Below are 18,670 nucleotides of genomic sequence, written 5' to 3' on the forward strand. Positions count from 1 at the left end.
AAAATAATCCGTGTAAATCTGCTTAATCTGTAAAATCTGCGTGCCTTTTTAGGTAACACAAGATGCAATCACAGGAAAGCTTTCCAACAAGGTTTTTTTACCTTGTAGATATGATAATAAATACAAGATACCTAACAGGTTTTAAAAACCTGTTAGGATAAAACAATAAAAATGACAAGAGCAGTTTACATCGCGCAAACCAATTGCATCACACCATTAGGATTTAATGTTCCATCAAACATTGAAACTATCCTACGTGGTGAATCTGGTATTCAGTTGCATGAAGATGTATCCTTGATGCCAAATCCTTTTTATGCATCGATTATAAATGATGAGAAACTAAATACCGCTTTCGCGAAAGTTAGTTCCGAAACTAAATATTCAAGATTAGAGAAAATGATGATTTTGGCTTTAGAGCCAATTGTCAAAAACTCAAAAATAGATTTAGATTCAAAAACAGCCTTTATACTTTCGACAACAAAAGGGAATATTACTGCATTAAAAAATGATTCGCAAGAGAGTTTTCAGAATGCGCATTTGCATACTTTGGCTCAAACAATAGCCGATTATTTCGGGTTTAAAACCCAACCCATCGTGGTATCAAATGCTTGTGTATCTGGAATTCTGGCCGTTTCGGTTGCCAAAAGATTAATACAAAGCGAGCTTTACAACAACGTTTTTATCGTTGCCGGCGATGAAGTTTCAGAATTTGTTTTGTCTGGCTTTAATGCTTTTCAGGCAATGAGCAATTTACCATGCAAACCGTATTCTTTAAACAGAACAGGTGTAAGTCTTGGCGAAGCTGCTGCTGCAGTTTTAGTTTCGGCGGAAGCCAAAAATTCAAAAATAAAAGTTACAGGAGATAGTTCTATAAACGATGCCAATCATATTTCGGGTCCTTCAAGAACAGGGGAAGGTTTGTTCAGAAGTATTCAAAATGCCCTGAACGAAGCACAAATAAAACCTGAACATATCGATTATATTTCCGCACACGGAACCGCAACATCTTTTAATGACGAAATGGAAGCCATTGCTTTCAACAGATTAGAAATGGGAACAGTTCCTGTAAATAGTCTGAAAGGTTTTTATGGTCATACATTGGGCGCGTCAGGATTATTAGAAACAGTTATTGCGATTGAATCTGTGCTCCAAAACAAGCTTTTTGTTTCATTAGGTTTTGATGAATTAGGCGTAAGTCAATCGATAAATATTATTGAAGAAAATGAAGATAAAAATATCAAGACATTCCTAAAAACAGCTTCTGGATTTGGAGGTTGTAATACGGCTGTGGTTTTTGAAAAAGTGAAATGAGATTGAACTGTTCGGAAATTCCGAACAGTTCAAATTTGAAATCCAACTTGCAAGTAATCCTTACAAGTTCAAAACTTAAAGAAATGAATTTAGACGAATCACTTTTTAAAGAAGCTTTAAAAATTAAAAACTTTGATTTTAAAGATAATGCAATAAAAGTAACAGATAAAACTATTGAGTTTTTTGAAAACTTAAACTTATCTCAAGATTTGATAATTTTTTTTAAAACATTTTCATTTAGAGAAGAAATTAAATTTGGAAGTATATATTTTAATTGCGTAAACAGAATTAAAACAGAAAATCTTGAAGAAGAGAATAACGAAATTTATAAAAAAGATTTATTAATTATTGGTTCCGGCGCAAACGGAGATCCAATTGTTCTAAATACAAAAACAATGAGCGTTGGATATATTTTTCATGACATTCTTTGGGAAGAAGAAAATATTGAAGATTTAAATAAAATTTACATTGATTTAAAAATGAGTATTGGAACTTTCTTCTATAAATCGATAACTGAAGAAGATTTTCCTATTGATGCTTATGATGCAGAAGATTATATAAAATAAAATGACTCAAAACAAAACATACATACAATCCTATTGCACAATCCAAAACAACGAAATTGTTTTGAATGGAACTTCTGTATTCAAAACAGAACCCACTTTATTTGCTGATTTCTCAAAACAAGCATATCGCAATTTTGAGATTAATTATCCTAAGTTTTTCAAAATGGATTCTTTAAGCAAACTTGCTTTTTTAGGAGCCGAATTACTTTTGAAATCGGAAACAGAATCGCACCCGAACGATAGTGAACTGGCAAAACAAATAGAAAACAATACCGCTTTACTTTTAGCCAATAAATCATCAAGTTTAGATACCGATGTAAAGTATCAGGAATCTATATCTGATAAAGAGAATTATTATCCAAGTCCGGCCGTTTTTGTTTATACCTTGCCGAACATTTGCTTGGGCGAAATAAGCATACGCCATCAATTAAAAAGCGAGAATTCTTTCTTTATATTTGATGCCTTCAATCCAGAATTTATGACCAGTTATGCCAATACGCTTTTGCATACCAATAAAGCGGAAAAGGTACTTTGTGGATGGGTTGAATTTTTTAATGAGGAATATAAAGCTTTTCTTTGCCTGATTGGTAAAGACGAAAACCATAAGTATCAAAACGAAACGATAGAAACATTATATAATAAATAATCATGGACGCATTAAAATTAGAATTAAAAAATAAAATTATTACTGTTTTAAACCTTGAAGATATTACCCTTGAAGATATTAATGACAATGACCCTTTGTTTGGAGATGGTCTAGGTTTAGACTCTATCGATGCTTTGGAATTAATTGTTATTCTTGATAAAGATTACGGAATTAAATTAGTTGACCCGAAAGAAGGAAAAGTAATTTTCCAATCAATCGAATCAATGGCTGCTTACATAACAGCTAATAGAACTAAATAGACTTGTTTAGACTTCTTAGATTTTTATCCCGAAGCTTCGGGATTAGATAAAAGTATTGTCTAAAGTCTAAAATAGTTTCAAGAAGCTTTTTCAAAGTTTAAAATAATAAATTGTTCGATTTTTAAATTATTCAACTATCCTTTAGTTTTTCATGAATTTTTATCTAGAAAATCTAAGAAGTCTAAGTAAGTCTAAAAATCTAAGTCGTCTAAAAAAATGGTAAAAGGAGTTGCTATAACTGGTATGGGAATAATTTCTTCAATCGGAAATTCGGTTGAGGAAAATTATATTTCATTAATAAATAACAAAGTTGCTATTACAACTATCGAAAACATTTCGACAGTTCATGCCGATGTTATTAAGGTTGGTGAAATAAAAAAAACCAATGCTGAGTTAATCGCTCAATTACAACTTGACGAAGAAAACAACTTTTCGAGAACAGCTATGCTTGGTACAATTGCTGCCAAAGAAGCTGTAGCAAATGCAGGAATTACATCAATTAATGAATATAAAACGGGATTAATTTCGGCAACAAGCGTTGGCGGAATGGATATGACCGAGAAATATTATTACGATTATTTTGATAATCCCGAACTCGAAAAATATATTAGTTGTCATAATTGTGGCAATGTAGCCCAGAAAATTGCCGACGAACTCGGATTAATAGGAATGGTTACTACAATAAGTACGGCTTGTTCTTCGGCTGCAAATGCAATTATGCTTGGTGCACGATTGATAAAAACCGGAAAACTAGACCGAGTAATTGTTGGTGGAACCGATGCTTTGGCAAAATTTACAATCAACGGTTTTAAAACTTTAATGATATTATCTGATGGATATAATAAACCATTTGATGATGAACGCAAAGGATTAAACCTAGGCGAAGCTGCTGCGTTCTTAGTTTTAGAATCTGAAGAAATTGTAAAAAAAGAAAACAAAAAAGTTCTCGCTCGTGTTTCGGGTTATGGCAATGCCAATGATGCTTTTCATCAAACTGCTTCATCCGAAAATGGAGATGGTGCTTATCTTGCTATGAAAAAAGCATTTGATGTTGCTGCTATAAATCCTGGCGAGATCGATTATATAAATGTTCACGGAACGGCAACTCCCAATAATGATTTATCTGAGGGAAGAGCAATTCTTAGAATTTACGACCAGAAACCTGTTCCCGATTTTAGCTCGACCAAACCTTTTACAGGACATACGCTGGCGGCGGCGGCAGCAATCGAAGCGGTTTATAGCGTACTTGCTATCCAAAACAACGTCGTTTTCCCTAGTTTAAATTTTGAAACTCCAATGCAGGAATTTAACCTAACGCCACAAACAACATTAAAACATAAAAATATCGAACACGTATTATCAAATTCTTTCGGATTTGGTGGTAATTGTTCTACTCTTATATTTTCTAAAAGCAAATGAGGAAAACATATATAAATGGTACAGGTTGTCTTTCAGCTCAAAAAACATTTGATACTGTTTTTTTAGAAGATGCTGAATGGAATAAAAATGACAACGTTTTATTTTTAAAAAAACCTGTTTACAAAGATTTCATTTCTCCAGTTGCAAGCCGAAGAATGGCTAATGGAATCAAAAACGGAATTGTAGCTTCGGCTTATGCATTAAAAGAAGCCAATGTTACGAACATCGATGCTATTATTACCGGAACCGGAATGGGGTGCATCGAAGATTCGGAGAAATTCCTAAAAGCAATTATCGATAATAACGAGGAGTTTTTAACTCCTACTGCTTTTATACAATCAACACACAATACTGTTGGAGCACAAATAGCCCTAACATTGCAATGCAAGGGATATAACTTTACTTATGTAAATGGTGCAATCTCTTTTGAGTCGGCTCTTTTGGATGCAAAAATGCAGATTGAAGGAAACGAAGCCAACTCAGTATTAGTGGGTGGAGTTGATGAAAACGGAGATTATACTATTTCACTTTTTAAATTAGCAGGATACATAAAAGGAGAAAGAAATGAACCTTACGAACTTTTAAACGAAACCACAAAAGGATATGTTTGTGGTGAAGGAGCTAGTTTTTTTGTTTTAGAAAATGAAAAAAAAGAAACTACTTATGCTGAACTTCTAGATGTAGAAATCAAGAACAAGTTACAAGAAAATGAAGTTGAAGCTGAAATTATTGAATTCTTAAAATCGAATAATTTAGAAATTTCGGATATTGACGCTATTGTTTTAGGCTTAAATGGTGATGTAGAATTCGATTCTTATTATACCAATTTAACCGAAAATGCTTTCGCAAATACACCACAGGTTTATTACAAACATTTATGTGGAGAATACAATACCGCTTCATCTTTTGGATTATGGGTTGGTTCTAAAATTATCAAAACACAAACAATCCCAGAACTGATTAGAGTTAATTCACTAGAGAAACCAGCATATAATACTATTTTATTGTACAATCAATTAAACGGTAAAGACCATAGTTTTACATTAATTTCAAAATGATAACGCATAAAAACACTTCTTTGTTTTTTATCATCATATTGCTTTTACTGCTTCTTTCGAAACTTTATATCGCAATCAATATTTGGTGGTTTATTATCATTGGAATAATCTGGTTGAGTATTGCTGCGATAAACTCGGCACGAATAAATTCTAATTATCATGTAAAGGCTTATTGCAATAATTCGTCGGTAACCAAAAAGAAAATTGCATTAACGTTTGATGATGGTCCAAGCGAAACTACATTAGAAATTCTGAATGTTTTAAAAAAACACGATGTAAAAGCTACCTTTTTCTGCATTGGAAAAAACATCGAGAAACATCCCGAAATTATAGAACGTATTTTATCCGAAGGGCATTTGGTAGGGAATCATTCTTATAGTCATTCTGATTTTTTTGATTTTTACAATGCTAAAAAAATACTCGAAGAACTGAGGAAAACGGATGTATTGCTGGAAAAATTTACTTCAAAAAAAATACAGTTTTTCCGTCCACCGTATGGAGTAACAACCCCATCTATACGAAGAGCTTTAAAAATAAGTAAACATAAAGTAATTGGTTGGAATATCCGATCCCTTGATGGCGGCATTAAAGACCAAGAAATCATTTACAATCGCATTATAAAACGAGTTTCTCCTGGCGGAATTGTACTTTTGCACGATACAGCCAAGCATTCGGTTTTGGTCTTGGAACAGTTCTTGCAGTTCTTGCAGCAAAACAATTATACCGTAATTTCAGTTGAAAAACTTTTGAATCTTAAAGCATATGAAGAAGACTAAAATATACTTATCCGTTATAATTCTGAACCTGTTCGTCTTGAACTCGTTTGCACAAGAACAAAAAATGTCTGATAGTGAAATTGCAGCTTTCAAGCAATCTGTGAATGTAGTTTCTAAAAAAATAAAAACATTAAGTACCGATTTCGTTCAGTACAAACATTTGGATTTTTTATCCAAGGATATTGAAACATCTGGAAAGATGATTTTTAAAGAACCAAGCTTATTACAATGGCAATACAAAAAACCATATAATTATAGTATTGTTTTTAAAAACGGTAAAATCCTGATTAATGACGAAGGCAAAAAAAGTGCGGTCGATATTGGAAACAGCAAAATCTTTGGTCGAATCAATAAACTTATTGTAGGTAGTGTAAGTGGCGATATGTTTGATGATAAGGAATTTAGCATCAGTTATTTTAAATCAAAAAACCAGAACATTGCCAAGTTTATTCCAAAAGATGTAACTTTAAAAAAATACATCAAGCAAATAGAATTGACTTTTGATAAAGAAGACGCAACTGTTGTTCAGGTAAAATTACTTGAATCATCTGAAGATTATACTCGAATTGTACTTAAAAATAAAGTGATAAATGCAAAAATCGACGACTCCGTTTTTACTAATTAATTGCTTTCTAGTCATTTTCTTATTTTCTTGTGGTCAAAAAATTACCAAAAATTATACTCCAAAACCATTAGAAAAAACGACTTACGAAGCTCCTTATTTTTCTAATCCCGAAATTGATTATGTCTATAAAGCAAACATAACGGTTTATGGTCATGAACTGTCAGGAATTTTTATTGCCAAGAAAATAAATGATACTACACATCGAGTAGTATTTACAACTGAATTTGGTAACAAATTATTAGACTTTGAAATTTCGGAAACCAGTTTTAAAGTCAACTCAATTGTATCCGAATTAGACCGAAAAATTCTTATTTCGACCTTAAAAAAAGATTTTCGTTTACTTCTTAAAAAGAACTACATAATCGACAAATTATTTGAAAATCAAGAAAATACCATCTACCAAACCAAAGATGACAACCAATATAATTTTATATTTTTATCTAAAGAAAATAACAAACTAGAGAAGGTAGTACATGCCTCACAAACAAAAGAAAAAATAACTATTAGTTTTAGTTCAGAAAACAATATTTTTGCAGAAAAAATAGAGATTTTACATCAAAATATAAAGTTAAAAATAGAGCTGAATTATTTTAAATCAGAGTAAAACTTAAACGAATCATTAAAAATTAAATCAAAAATGAAAAAATTAATCTTAATCGCAGTTGTATTCCTTGTTGGAATCCTTAACACACAAGCTCAGGTAACTGTAAGTCCAGGAATTCGTGGGGGTTTAAATATTTCGAACTTAACTAATTTTGGATCTAGCGACGCTAAAACAGATTTTTATGTGGGGGGTTTGGTAGCCATAAGATTCAATAAATATTTTACCCTTCAGCCAGAATTAACCTATACAAGACAAGGTGCAGAAGCACGTGAATACGCATTAGGATCATTTAGATCAAGAAAAGTAACCTACGAATTAAATTATGTTTCATTAGGTGCAGTTGCTAAATTTCATTTTGCGGGAGGTGGATTTCATATATTAGGTGGTCCGTCGGTAGATTTTAAAACAAGTGACAATTTCCCTTCATACGACTACAATCCTGTTGGAGTTGATGTTGCTTTCGTTGCTGGTCTTGGATATACTTTACCTAATGGTTTAACTTTTGAAGCAAGATTTAAACAAGGTCTAATCGATATTTACGGATATGATGGTATTGATAACGGATACGATGATTACTATGATAACATCATCTTAAATAACGTTTTCCAAATTGGGATTAGTTATACATTTAAAGTAAAATAACCTGTTAGGTATAAATTACAGCATCTGTTCGCTCGGGTCATAAAAATTTCATTTAACGTATAAAAACATAGATTTCATACGTTAAAATTAACTACACCCAACAGGGGAAATAAAATGTAATTATGGTTTTAAAAGACTTTTATAAAATACTTTCATTAGAAAACACAAGTGATTCTAAATATGATGCTGTCATTTTAATAAATGATAAACACGCTGTTTTTAAAGGTCATTTTCCAGACAACCCGATAATGCCGGGAGTATGTATGATACAAATTATAAAAGAACTTTCGGAAACAATTACCAAAAGTAACCTAATGATGCAAACGCTAAGTAATGTAAAGTTCATGGCGCTAATTAATCCCGAAGTTACACCCGAATTACGTTTAGAATTGGATATCACCACAACCGAAGACGGTTTAGTAAAAGTAAAAAACACGACTTATTTTAATGAAACGGTTGCTTTAAAACTAAGCAATGTTTATAAAAAGACTTAATCATGAAATTATTTCTATCCTTATTTTTATTAGTAAGTCTGGTAAATACACCAGATCTTGCAACTATCAGGAAAATATATCCAACAGCTTCAGGTTCTGAAACAAGTGCAAAAGATTTTACTGCAAAACTAAATGACATTTCTACCACAGACGAAAATATTCTGGTAGCATATAAAGCCGCTTCTATCCTATTGGATTCTAAATATGAGAAGAAAGTTTCGGCCAAAATGAGTCGTTTTAAAGAAGGTGCTAAATTATTAGAAAGCACTGTCGTAAAAGAGCCAAACTCGATAGAAATTAGAATGATTCGATTAAGTATTCAGGAAAATGTTCCTGGAATTACGGGCTATAAAAAAAATATCAAAGAAGACAAAAAATTTATTCTGGCACATTATAAAGATCAAAATACTGCGCTAAAGGAATATCTAAAGAACTTTATCCTACAATCTAAAAGTTTTTCTGCAGAAGAAAAGCAAACTGTAAAGTAGTTAAAGAAAAACCACAAAATGGAACCTATTTTATCTCAAGAAGAACAACTTGCCCAAACTAATTTTTGTGTTATTGTACCCACGTACAACAACCACAAAACGTTAGCAAAAGTTCTTGATTCTATTTTAACCTACACCAAGGATATTATTGTTGTCAATGATGGATCGACAGATAAAACAAGAGAAATTTTAGAAAATTTTCCAGAACTCATACAAATTCACCATCCCGAGAATCAAGGAAAAGGAATTGCATTACAAAACGGTTTTAATAAAGCGATTGCTTTAAATTACGAATATGCGATAACAATCGATTCCGATGGACAACATTTTGCTTCGGATATTCCTTCGTTTATTGATGCTATCCAAAAAGAACCAAATTCCTTGCTTATTGGAAGTCGTAATATGACTCAGGAAAATGTACCTAAAAAAAGTAGTTTCGGAAACAAATTTTCAAACTTCTGGTTTTGGTTTGAAACAGGAATTCGACTTCAGGACACACAATCCGGATTTCGATTATACCCTTTACGATTAATTCCCGAGAAACATTTCACACCTAAATTTGAATTTGAAATCGAAATAATTGTACGTGCTGCCTGGAAAGGCATTCCGGTCAAAAACATTCCAGTCAAAGTTTTGTATGACCCTCTGGAAAGAGTTTCACATTTTCGTCCATTCAAGGATTTTACCCGAATCAGTATCTTAAATACTGTATTGGTTTTTATTGCTCTTGTTTACATTAAACCTAGAGATCTAGTTCGGAAAATTAAAAAAAAAGGACTTAAAAAATTCCTACTAGAAGATATTCTGGAAAGCGACGAATCTAATTTTAAAAAATCGGCAGCAATTGCATTAGGCGTTTTTATTGGGATTTCACCATTTTGGGGATTCCAGACCGTATTACTTCTTTTCTCTGCCACCTTATTCAAGCTTAATAAAGTCATCGCCTTTTTAGCATCAAATGTTAGTTTCCCACCATTCATCCCTTTAGTAATATATGGATCTTTAAAAATGGGAAGTCTTTTTATAACAAATACAGCTCCTTTGGTACTAAATGATTCACTATCACTTACAGATGTATCAAAGAATGTAACACAATATGTTGTTGGGAGTTTAGTATTAGCATCCGTAATGGCATTATTATTAGGATCAATAGCCTACTTACTTTTAACATTGTTTAGTACACCCAAAAATAAAACCAATAATTAAATTAAATATTTTGCCACAGATTAAAGGATTAAAGAAAATTATATTCGCAACGGGAGTAATCTGTACGAATCAGTATAATCAGTGGCTAAAAAAACTATAAGCATGCATCATTATTTCTACGCCATACATCTATTTGTAAATAAGAGAAAATCGTTATCGGTTTTCTTGGCAATTGCGATGCTTTTTATATTTGGATTTTTTGCTTCAAAAATTAAATTTGAAGAAGATATCACCAAACTTATTCCAACAAACGATAAAGCCGATGTTACTGCCAAAGTACTAAAGCAACTTAATTTTGCCGATAAAATCACCGTTATTTTCCAAATTGAAAAAGACGGAACAGATGAAGATTTAAAAGAAATGGCAGCAGTTTTTACAGATAGTATTGCCAAAACTTGCAAGCCTTATATAACAGCTGTACAAGGAAAAATCAATGAAGAAAACATTCAGGAAACTATCGATTTTGTTTACAACAATGTGCCTCTTTTTCTAGACGATAAAGATTATGCAACCATACAATCAAAATTGCAACAAGATAGTATTGCGGCAACAGTGCAAGGAAATTACAAATCGATAATTTCTCCTTCGGGATTTATTACCAAAGATTTTATATTACAAGATCCATTAGGGATTTCATTTATAGCCTTAAAAAAATTACAGCAATTAAATGTTGGCGATGATTTTACCCTCGCCAATGGTTTTGTAATGACCAAAGACAAAAAGAAATTGTTGTTGTTTATTACTTCTAATCTACCTTCGAGCGAAACAGAACAAAACTCCATTTTTGCTGCAAAGCTCAATACGATAAAAGACAATTTAAACAAGCAATTTAAAACAAAAGCTTCGGTAAGTTATTTTGGATCAGCACTTATTGCTGTTGCAAATGCCAACCAAATTAAGAGCGATATTGTACTTACTACAACTATTGCAATGATTACGCTAATGCTTATCTTGATTTTGTTTTATCGAAAAGTATTTATCCCATTAATCATTTTTCTTCCAACAGTTTTTGGTGCTTTATTTGCCGTTGCATTTTTATACTTTGTCAAGGAAAGAATTTCGGCAATTTCACTTGGTATTGGTTCAATTCTTTTAGGAATCACAATAGATTATTCTATACATATCTTAACACATTACAAGCACAATAGCGATGTAAAAACATTATACAAAGACATTACGATGCCAGTAATCATGAGTAGTTCTACAACTGCTGTTGCATTTTTATGTCTGCTTTTTGTAAAATCAGATGCATTAAACGACTTAGGAATTTTTGCTGCAGTAATTGTAATGGCTTCCGCATTTTTCTCTCTTCTCATTGTTCCGCATTTGTATAAACCAAAAGAAAACAATATTGAACACAAGAAAAATGTGATTGATAAATTGGCACATTTTTCATTTCATAACAATAAATTCTTAATTGGCTTTTGTGTTCTTATTACAATCGTTTGTTGTTTTACTTATAACGATGTTGGTTTTAATAACGATTTATCACAACTTAATTTTGTTCCAAAAGAAATTAAAGCTGCCGAAAAAGATCTTGAAGAAAGTACAACAAGTCTAACTTCTAAAACTATTTATCTGGCATCCTACGGAAATAGTATGGAAGATGTTTTGCAAAAAAATAGCTTGCTTTTTAATGCTCTTGCAAAAGAAAAACAGGAAAATAAAATATTAAATTACAGTTCTGTAGGAGGAATTATGCTTTCGCAAAAGGAGCAAAAGCAAAAAATTGATAAATGGAATTCGTTTTGGGATACCAATAAAAAGCAACTATTAAAATCTCAATTAATAAACGAAGGTGCAAAACTTGGGTTTAAACCCACAACCTACACCGCATTTTTTGACCATCTTGATGCTAGCTTCAAACCTATATCCTATCAGGATTATTTAAAGATAAGTGCCTTACAATTACAGGAATTTATTAGTGAGAAAAACGGCTTTTTCACCATCTCAACATTAGTAAAAGTTGCTCCCGAACAACGTGACGCATTTGTAAAATCGGCTTCTGCCAAAGATGGTTTACTGGCAATTGACCGCCAGCAAATGAATGAAACTTTTTTTAGCACACTAAAAACCGATTTTAATTCTCTTGTAAATTATTCTTTTGTCGCCGTGATTCTTATTCTGTTCTTCTTTTTCAGAAGAGTCGAATTGGTTATTATAAGTTGCATTCCGATTGCATTAACCGGAATTGTAACCGCTGGTATCATGGGAATTTTTAATATCGAACTGAATATTTTCAGCATGATTGTATGTACTTTGATTTTTGGTCATGGTGTCGATTTTAGTATTTTCATGACAAGCGCCTTACAGAAAGAATATACAACCGGAAAGAATGAGATTGCGATATACAGAACATCAATTATACTTGCGGTAATAACAACAATTCTAGGAATTGGTGCATTAATATTTGCCAAACATCCCGCATTACAATCTATTTCATCAATTTCATTAATTGGGGTTTTTGCAGCGCTAATCATTACGTTTATCTTCTACCCAATTTTATTCAAGCTATTCTTGTCTAATCGCCCTAAAAACGGAAAAGCACCATTCCAGCTTCGTTCCTTTATACATGGCGTATTATCATTTTTATACTATGGTCTTGGTGGAGTCCTAATGTCCCTTTTTTGCCTGACATTTATGAAAATTCTTCCTCTAAAAGAAGAGACAAAAATAAAAGGATTCCGATATCTGATTTCTAAATTCATGAAATCCGTTTTATATACAAATCCATTTGTAAGCAAAAAAGTAATTAATATTCATAACGAGAAATTCGAAAAACCAGCTGTAATTATTGCCAACCATTCTTCCTTTTTAGATATTTTGGCAGTTGGAATGCTAAGCCCTAAAATCATTTATCTGGTAAGCGACTGGGTTTACAATTCTCCTATTTTTGGTGCTACGGTAAGAAAAGCAGGTTTTTATCCCGTATCAGAAGGGCTTGAAGGAGGTCTTGAACATTTACGAAAAAAAATAGACGAAGGATATTCCTTAATGGTTTTCCCAGAAGGAACAAGATCTGAAAGCAATCAGGTAAAACGATTCCATAAAGGCGCATTTTATCTTGCAGAACATTTTAATCTGGATATTATCCCTATCCTGATCCACGGTACTTCTGAGGCATTACCAAAAGGAGATTTCATTATATATGATAGTGCAATAACCATTTCTATTCTTGACCGAATTACTCCTGATAATCTTTCTTTTGGAAAAAATTATACCGAAAGAACAAAGCAAATAAGTACCTTCTTTAAAGCTGAATTCCATAAAACACGTGAGCAACTTGAAGGTCCTGATTATTTCAAAAAAATAATTATCAATAGTTTTGATTATAAAGAATCAGAAATAATAAATAGTGTAAAAAAGAATCTAAAAACCAATTTAGAGACCTATTATCTATTAAATAAATACATAAAACCTAAAGCCAAAATCTTGCATCTTACCAATGATTATGGCCAACTCGATTTACTATTAACATTACAAGAACCACAACGAAAAGTGGACTCTTATACAACCGATGAAGAAAAACATGAGGTTGCACAAACCAATTATATCGTTAAGAAAAGAGCCATACATTATCTGGAAAATCTAGATGTGGCATTACAAAAACAATATGATGTTGTTTTAATTTCCGACGAAAGTTATAACTCAATTATTGAAAAAATTATTCCGACAACATCTTGTTTTATTTTAATAAATAGCACAAGTTTAAAGGACACATTGCTTAATTTTGGCTATACTTGTACAAATGAAGAAGACAAAATTATAGTCTTAAAGAAAGAATAGCATGAAAGAACGTTATGATGTTGTTATCGTAGGAAGCGGTTTAGGCGGTCTTGTTTCGGCTATTATTCTTGCCAAAGAAGGATATAGCGTTTGTGTTCTCGAAAAAAATAATCAGTTCGGTGGAAACCTCCAAACATTTGTAAGAGATAAAACCATTTTTGATACAGGAATTCACTATATCGGAGGACTGAGTGAAGGACAAAATTTGTATAAATATTTCAAATATCTAGGCATCATGGATAATTTGAAACTAAAAAAAATGGATGAAGATGGTTTTGATATCATCTCATTTGAAGATGAAAACAAAGAATATCCACATGCGCAAGGATATGATAACTTCGTTGCCCAATTATTAAAACACTTTCCAGAAGAAAAAGAAGCAATAGAGAATTATTGCACAAAAATAAAAGATACCTGCGATTCGTTCCCGTTATACAACTTGCGTTGGGAAGGGAAATACGATAGTGATATCCTGACCTTAAATGCCAAACAAACCATTGATGAGATAACCGATAATAAACAACTAAGGGCAGTGCTTGCAGGTTCTAATTTTTTATATGCTGGTATTGAAGATAAATCACCTTTTTATGTACATGCTTTATCTGTAAACTCATACATTCAGAGTTCTTGGCGATGTATAAATGGTGGAAGCCAGATTACAAAACAACTCATTAAACAATTAAAAAAATACGGCGGAGAAGTTCATAAATACAAAGAAGTAGTTCGTTTTAATGTCGAGGACAACAATGTTACCAACGTTAAAATAAAAGATGGAACCGAAGTTTCGGCAACGTACTTCATCTCTAACATTGAACCCAAAACCACTTTAAAAATGGTTGGTGAAGAAAATTTTAGAAAATCATTTTATAGTCGAATCCAAAGTCTCGAAGGTGTAATCTCAGCGTTTAGTTTGTACTTGGTTTTTAAACCAAATACATTTAAATACATCAATCATAACTACTATCATTTTAAAAATAGTAATGATGTTTGGACAGCCCATGAGTACGACGAAAACTCTTGGCCAAAAGCATATATGGCATCCATGAACGCATCTAAGAAAGATGAAGAATGGGCGGATGGAATGACTTTTATTACCTACATGAAATTCGACGATTTATTACCTTGGGTAGATACATTTAATACGACTGCCGAAAAAAATGATCGTGGCGAAAGTTATGATGAATTTAAATCCCGTAAAGCAACCAAGTTTTTAAACGAAATCGAGATAAAATTTCCCGGAATAAAAGATTGTATCCAATCGATACACACTTCTACTCCACTTTCTTATCGTGATTATATTGGTGGACATAATGGTAATATGTATGGTTACATTAAAGATTCTAACAATCCTATGAAATCATTTATTGCTTCTAAGACCAAACTTAACAACCTGTATTTAACAGGACAAAGTATTAATATGCATGGCGTTTTGGGCGTAACTATTGGCGCCGTTGTTACTTGCTCAGAAATAGTTGGGAAAGAATATCTAGTAACCAAAATCAATCAAGCCTCTGAATAATTTTGATTATGAAAAAGCGAATTCTGATTGTATTCTTAATCGGTTTTTTGTTGGTGTTTCTCTCCTGTGGCACTTCAAAATCAATGCATCATCAGCCCAATATCGCAGATTATGATACCATTTTACCTATCGTAAAAAAACAATCCGATTCGGTATTTTCAGCTGGAAAGAACTCTCTTTTAAAAAATAAACAAGGTCTTTGGGAACTTTATGTAGAAGGTGATGCTTATCAAATTGGACTTAATTCTGGAGCATTAACTGACTCTCTTTTAAAGAAGCAAGAACTCATATTTTTCTCAAAAATTAAAGATTTAGTACCTTCAAAGTTTAAGCAAAATATGCTTCGGAACTTTTTAAAATGGTACAACAGGAAATTATACCTCAATGTTCCCGAAGAATATCAAACCGAAATTTACGGTGTTTCTCAATATACATCTCATGATTATGATGCCATCGCATCGCAATATTTACGCAATTTGTATTTGCATGCAGCTCATGATATTGGGCACGCATTACAAGATTTGGCATTAGTAGGTTGTTCCTCATTTGCTGCTTGGGGAGAAAAATCTGAAGATGGGAATTTAATTCTTGGTCGCAATTTCGATTTTTATGTAAATGACGCTTTCGCGAAAGACAAAATCGTAGCCTTTATAAAACCAAAAACAGGTCATCCGTTTATGATGGTAACCTGGCCGGGAATGATTGGAGCAGTTTCAGGAATGAATCAGGAAGGATTAACAGTAACCATCAATGCTGGAAAATCGAAAATTCCGCTAATTGCCAAAACTCCTATTTCTGTTCTCACCCGCCAAATATTACAATATGCAACTAACATAGATGAAGCTATTGCTATTGCAAAAAAGACAACCGTTTTCGTTTCCGAATCTATAATGGTAGGAAGCGCCAATGATAACAAAGCCGTTTTAATAGAAGTTTCTCCACACAAATTTGGAGTTTATGAAGTCTCAAACAACAATCAGCTTATTTGTTCCAATCATTTTCAAAGCGACGCTTTAAAAGATGACAAACGAAATGAGAACCAAATCCTAAACAGTCATTCGAAATATCGATACGATAGAATGGTAGAACTTTTTGAAGAAACTCCAAAAGTAAATCCTAAAAAAGCATCAGAAATACTCAGAAACAAAGAAGGTTTGGAAAATATTAAATTGGGTTATGGTAACGAAAAATCCTTAAATCAATTAATGGCGCATCATGGCATAATTTTTAAACCCGAAGAAAAATTAGTTTGGGTTTCTGCCAATCCCTATCAACTGGGAGAATTTGTTTGTTACGACTTGAATAAAATCTTTAAAAACAGAGAGCAAACAGATACAATTGTATCTTTGTCTGAGAGTGAATTGAATATTGCCAAAGATCCTTTTTTGGCTACAGCCGAATTTAAAAATTATCAAAAATTCAGAATTGAAGATGAAAAAATCAATTCTTATTTAAAAAGTAAGAAGGAAATTTCACCTAAATTTATTCAGGAATATCAATCCTTAAACCCTGATTACTGGGTAGTTTATTACAAAGTGGGATTGTATTTTTATCAGAAAAAAGAATATGCTTTGGCACAAAATCAGTTTGAAAAAGCATTGACAAAAGAAATTACCACACTTCCTGAAAAACAGAAAGTTGAAAAATATATTAAGAAAATCAAAAGAAAATTAAGATGATTCCAGAAATAGAAAAAGGTTCTTTAGAAGAAATTAAAGTTTTTCAAGAACAAAAATTAGTTGAGCTTTTGACTTACATAAGTCAGAATTCACCTTATTATAAAGACCTTTTTGAGAAAAAAAACATTGATGTTTCTACTATCAAAACACTGGAAGATCTTCAACTTTTACCTGTTACTACCAAAGAAGATCTTCAAAATAATAACGATGATTTTTTGTGTGTACCAGTTTCTAAAATCATAGATTTTGCAACCACTTCGGGAACTTTAGGTGATCCTGTAACTTTTGGTTTAACCGATGCCGATTTAGACAGATTGGCTTACAACGAAGCTATTTCTTTTGACTGTGCCGGAATTAAAGAAGGTGACATTGTACAACTTATGACTACAATTGATCGCAAATTCATGGCTGGATTAGCTTACTTTTTAGGATTACGAAAATTAAAAGTAGGTGTAATCCGTGTTGGTGCAGGAATACCCGAATTGCAATGGGATTCTATCTTAAAATACAATCCTTCATATCTAATAACTGTTCCTTCATTTTTATTAAAACTGATAGAACATGCCGAAAGCCATAATATCGATTATAATAATTCGAGCATAAAAGGCGCTATTTGCATTGGAGAATCGTTGAGAAATCAAGATTTTTCGATGAATATTTTGTCAAAAAAAATAACAGACAAATGGAATATTAAGCTATTCTCGACTTATGCCTCAACCGAAATGAGCACAGCCTTTACCGAATGTGAACATCAAAACGGAGGACATCATCATCCCGAACTTATCATTGTAGAAGTCCTTGATGAAAATAATAATCGAGTAAAAAATGGCGAAGCTGGTGAACTTACTTTTACCACTTTAGGTATTGAAGCCATGCCTTTATTGCGTTTTAAAACTGGCGATATTGTTCAGTTGCACGATACTCCATGTGCTTGCGGAAGAAATACTTTGCGTGTTGGTCCAGTTATCGGGCGTAAAAAACAAATGATAAAATATAAAGGAACAACGCTTTATCCACCAGCAATGAATGATGTTTTAAATGATTTTGATACTATCGAAAATCACATCATCGAGATATTCACCAATGATTTAGGAACAGATGAAATCCTAATCAAGATTGCTGTAAAAAATCAGTCGAATGAATTGTTGCAAGAAATTAAAGATCACTTTAGAGCCAAATTAAGAGTAACTCCAAAAATAGAATTTACTTCAAAAGAAATATTAAATCCTTTGGTTTTTAATCCAATGAGTCGCAAGCCGATTCGTTTTTTCGATAATAGGATTTCTTAAAAAGAGGGACAAAGGTTCTGAGGTTCAAAGGGACAAAGGTTTTTCGTAGAGACGCACTGCTGTGCGTATAAAACCACAAAGGTTTAAAGAAGGTTCTAGGGCTCTGAGTAACAAAGGCCCAAAGGTTTTAAAATTGGAAATAATACGATCCTTTTTTAAAACCTTTGAGCCTTTAATCTTTTTATAGAGATAAACTGCCGCACCTCTATAGAAAACCTTTGAACCTTTGAACCTTTGAACCTTTGTCCCTCTGAACCTTTGTCCCTCTGAACCTTCTCTAAGCCTTTGCACCTCTCCTACCC

The 18,670-nt window shown here is 32.4% G+C and carries 17 protein-coding genes; all 17 read left to right on the forward strand.

Annotated elements, in window-relative coordinates; genetic code table 11:
* Window positions 1-171 precede the first annotated feature (171 nt).
* The 17 genes from B8T70_RS03055 (at window position 172) to B8T70_RS03135 (ending at window position 18,368) form a co-directional block, all read left to right on the forward strand.
* Window positions 172-1,311, forward strand: a complete 1,140-nt coding sequence (locus tag B8T70_RS03055) for a beta-ketoacyl synthase (protein ID WP_039117443.1) — start codon at window positions 172-174, stop codon at window positions 1,309-1,311.
* Between the two features lie 83 nt (window positions 1,312-1,394).
* The gene (locus B8T70_RS03060) at window positions 1,395-1,877 is read left to right on the forward strand and encodes a hypothetical protein (RefSeq protein WP_123912063.1); all 483 of its coding nucleotides are present in this window, start codon (window positions 1,395-1,397) and stop codon (window positions 1,875-1,877) included.
* Between the two features lies 1 nt (window position 1,878).
* A complete protein-coding gene (locus B8T70_RS03065; RefSeq protein ID WP_039117441.1) occupies window positions 1,879-2,523 on the forward strand; it encodes a 3-oxoacyl-ACP synthase in 645 nt (214 codons plus the stop codon).
* 2 nt (window positions 2,524-2,525) lie between these two features.
* Window positions 2,526-2,783 carry a phosphopantetheine-binding protein gene (locus B8T70_RS03070; RefSeq protein WP_035620100.1) on the forward strand — a complete coding sequence of 86 codons (258 nt, stop codon included), beginning with the start codon at window positions 2,526-2,528 and terminating at the stop codon, window positions 2,781-2,783.
* Window positions 2,784-2,999: 216 nt separating this feature from the next.
* On the forward strand, window positions 3,000-4,202 hold the full coding sequence (locus B8T70_RS03075) for a beta-ketoacyl synthase (protein WP_039117440.1): 1,203 nt from the start codon (window positions 3,000-3,002) through the stop codon (window positions 4,200-4,202).
* A complete protein-coding gene (locus tag B8T70_RS03080; RefSeq protein WP_086893884.1) occupies window positions 4,199-5,260 on the forward strand; it encodes a beta-ketoacyl synthase N-terminal-like domain-containing protein in 1,062 nt (353 codons plus the stop codon). Before B8T70_RS03075 ends, B8T70_RS03080 begins: the two co-directional genes overlap by 4 nt.
* Entirely contained in the window at window positions 5,257-6,036 is a 780-nt protein-coding gene (locus B8T70_RS03085) for a polysaccharide deacetylase family protein (protein ID WP_086893885.1), read from the forward strand. The genes B8T70_RS03080 and B8T70_RS03085 overlap by 4 nt, the downstream gene beginning before the upstream one ends.
* On the forward strand, window positions 6,023-6,661 hold the full coding sequence (locus B8T70_RS03090; RefSeq protein ID WP_039117437.1) for an outer membrane lipoprotein carrier protein LolA: 639 nt from the start codon (window positions 6,023-6,025) through the stop codon (window positions 6,659-6,661). The genes B8T70_RS03085 and B8T70_RS03090 overlap by 14 nt, the downstream gene beginning before the upstream one ends.
* Window positions 6,627-7,265: a hypothetical protein gene (locus tag B8T70_RS03095; protein WP_039113361.1), complete on the forward strand. Its 639-nt coding sequence runs from the start codon at window positions 6,627-6,629 to the stop codon at window positions 7,263-7,265. Before B8T70_RS03090 ends, B8T70_RS03095 begins: the two co-directional genes overlap by 35 nt.
* Before the next feature lie 33 nt (window positions 7,266-7,298).
* Window positions 7,299-7,907, forward strand: coding sequence for a porin family protein (locus B8T70_RS03100; RefSeq protein ID WP_086893886.1), 609 nt, complete (start codon window positions 7,299-7,301; stop codon window positions 7,905-7,907).
* 122 nt (window positions 7,908-8,029) lie between these two features.
* Complete coding sequence (locus B8T70_RS03105) at window positions 8,030-8,401, forward strand: 3-hydroxyacyl-ACP dehydratase (RefSeq protein ID WP_086893887.1); 372 nt, start codon at window positions 8,030-8,032, stop codon at window positions 8,399-8,401.
* Window positions 8,402-8,403: 2 nt separating this feature from the next.
* Complete coding sequence (locus B8T70_RS03110; RefSeq protein ID WP_086893888.1) at window positions 8,404-8,889, forward strand: hypothetical protein; 486 nt, start codon at window positions 8,404-8,406, stop codon at window positions 8,887-8,889.
* A gap of 18 nt (window positions 8,890-8,907) precedes the next feature.
* Window positions 8,908-10,095, forward strand: coding sequence for a DUF2062 domain-containing protein (locus B8T70_RS03115; protein ID WP_086893889.1), 1,188 nt, complete (start codon window positions 8,908-8,910; stop codon window positions 10,093-10,095).
* Between the two features lie 102 nt (window positions 10,096-10,197).
* Entirely contained in the window at window positions 10,198-13,881 is a 3,684-nt protein-coding gene (locus tag B8T70_RS03120) for a 1-acyl-sn-glycerol-3-phosphate acyltransferase (RefSeq protein ID WP_086893904.1), read from the forward strand.
* Window position 13,882: 1 nt separating this feature from the next.
* Window positions 13,883-15,400 (forward strand): NAD(P)/FAD-dependent oxidoreductase, encoded by a 1,518-nt coding sequence (locus tag B8T70_RS03125; RefSeq protein ID WP_086893890.1) that lies wholly within the window; start codon window positions 13,883-13,885, stop codon window positions 15,398-15,400.
* Window positions 15,401-15,408: 8 nt separating this feature from the next.
* Window positions 15,409-17,079, forward strand: coding sequence for a C45 family peptidase (locus tag B8T70_RS03130; protein ID WP_086893891.1), 1,671 nt, complete (start codon window positions 15,409-15,411; stop codon window positions 17,077-17,079).
* Entirely contained in the window at window positions 17,076-18,368 is a 1,293-nt protein-coding gene (locus B8T70_RS03135; RefSeq protein WP_086893892.1) for a phenylacetate--CoA ligase, read from the forward strand. Before B8T70_RS03130 ends, B8T70_RS03135 begins: the two co-directional genes overlap by 4 nt.
* Window positions 18,369-18,670: the final 302 nt, after the last annotated feature.

The organism is Flavobacterium sp. AJR (assembly GCF_002156885.1).
Taxonomy (GTDB): Bacteria; Bacteroidota; Bacteroidia; order Flavobacteriales; family Flavobacteriaceae; genus Flavobacterium.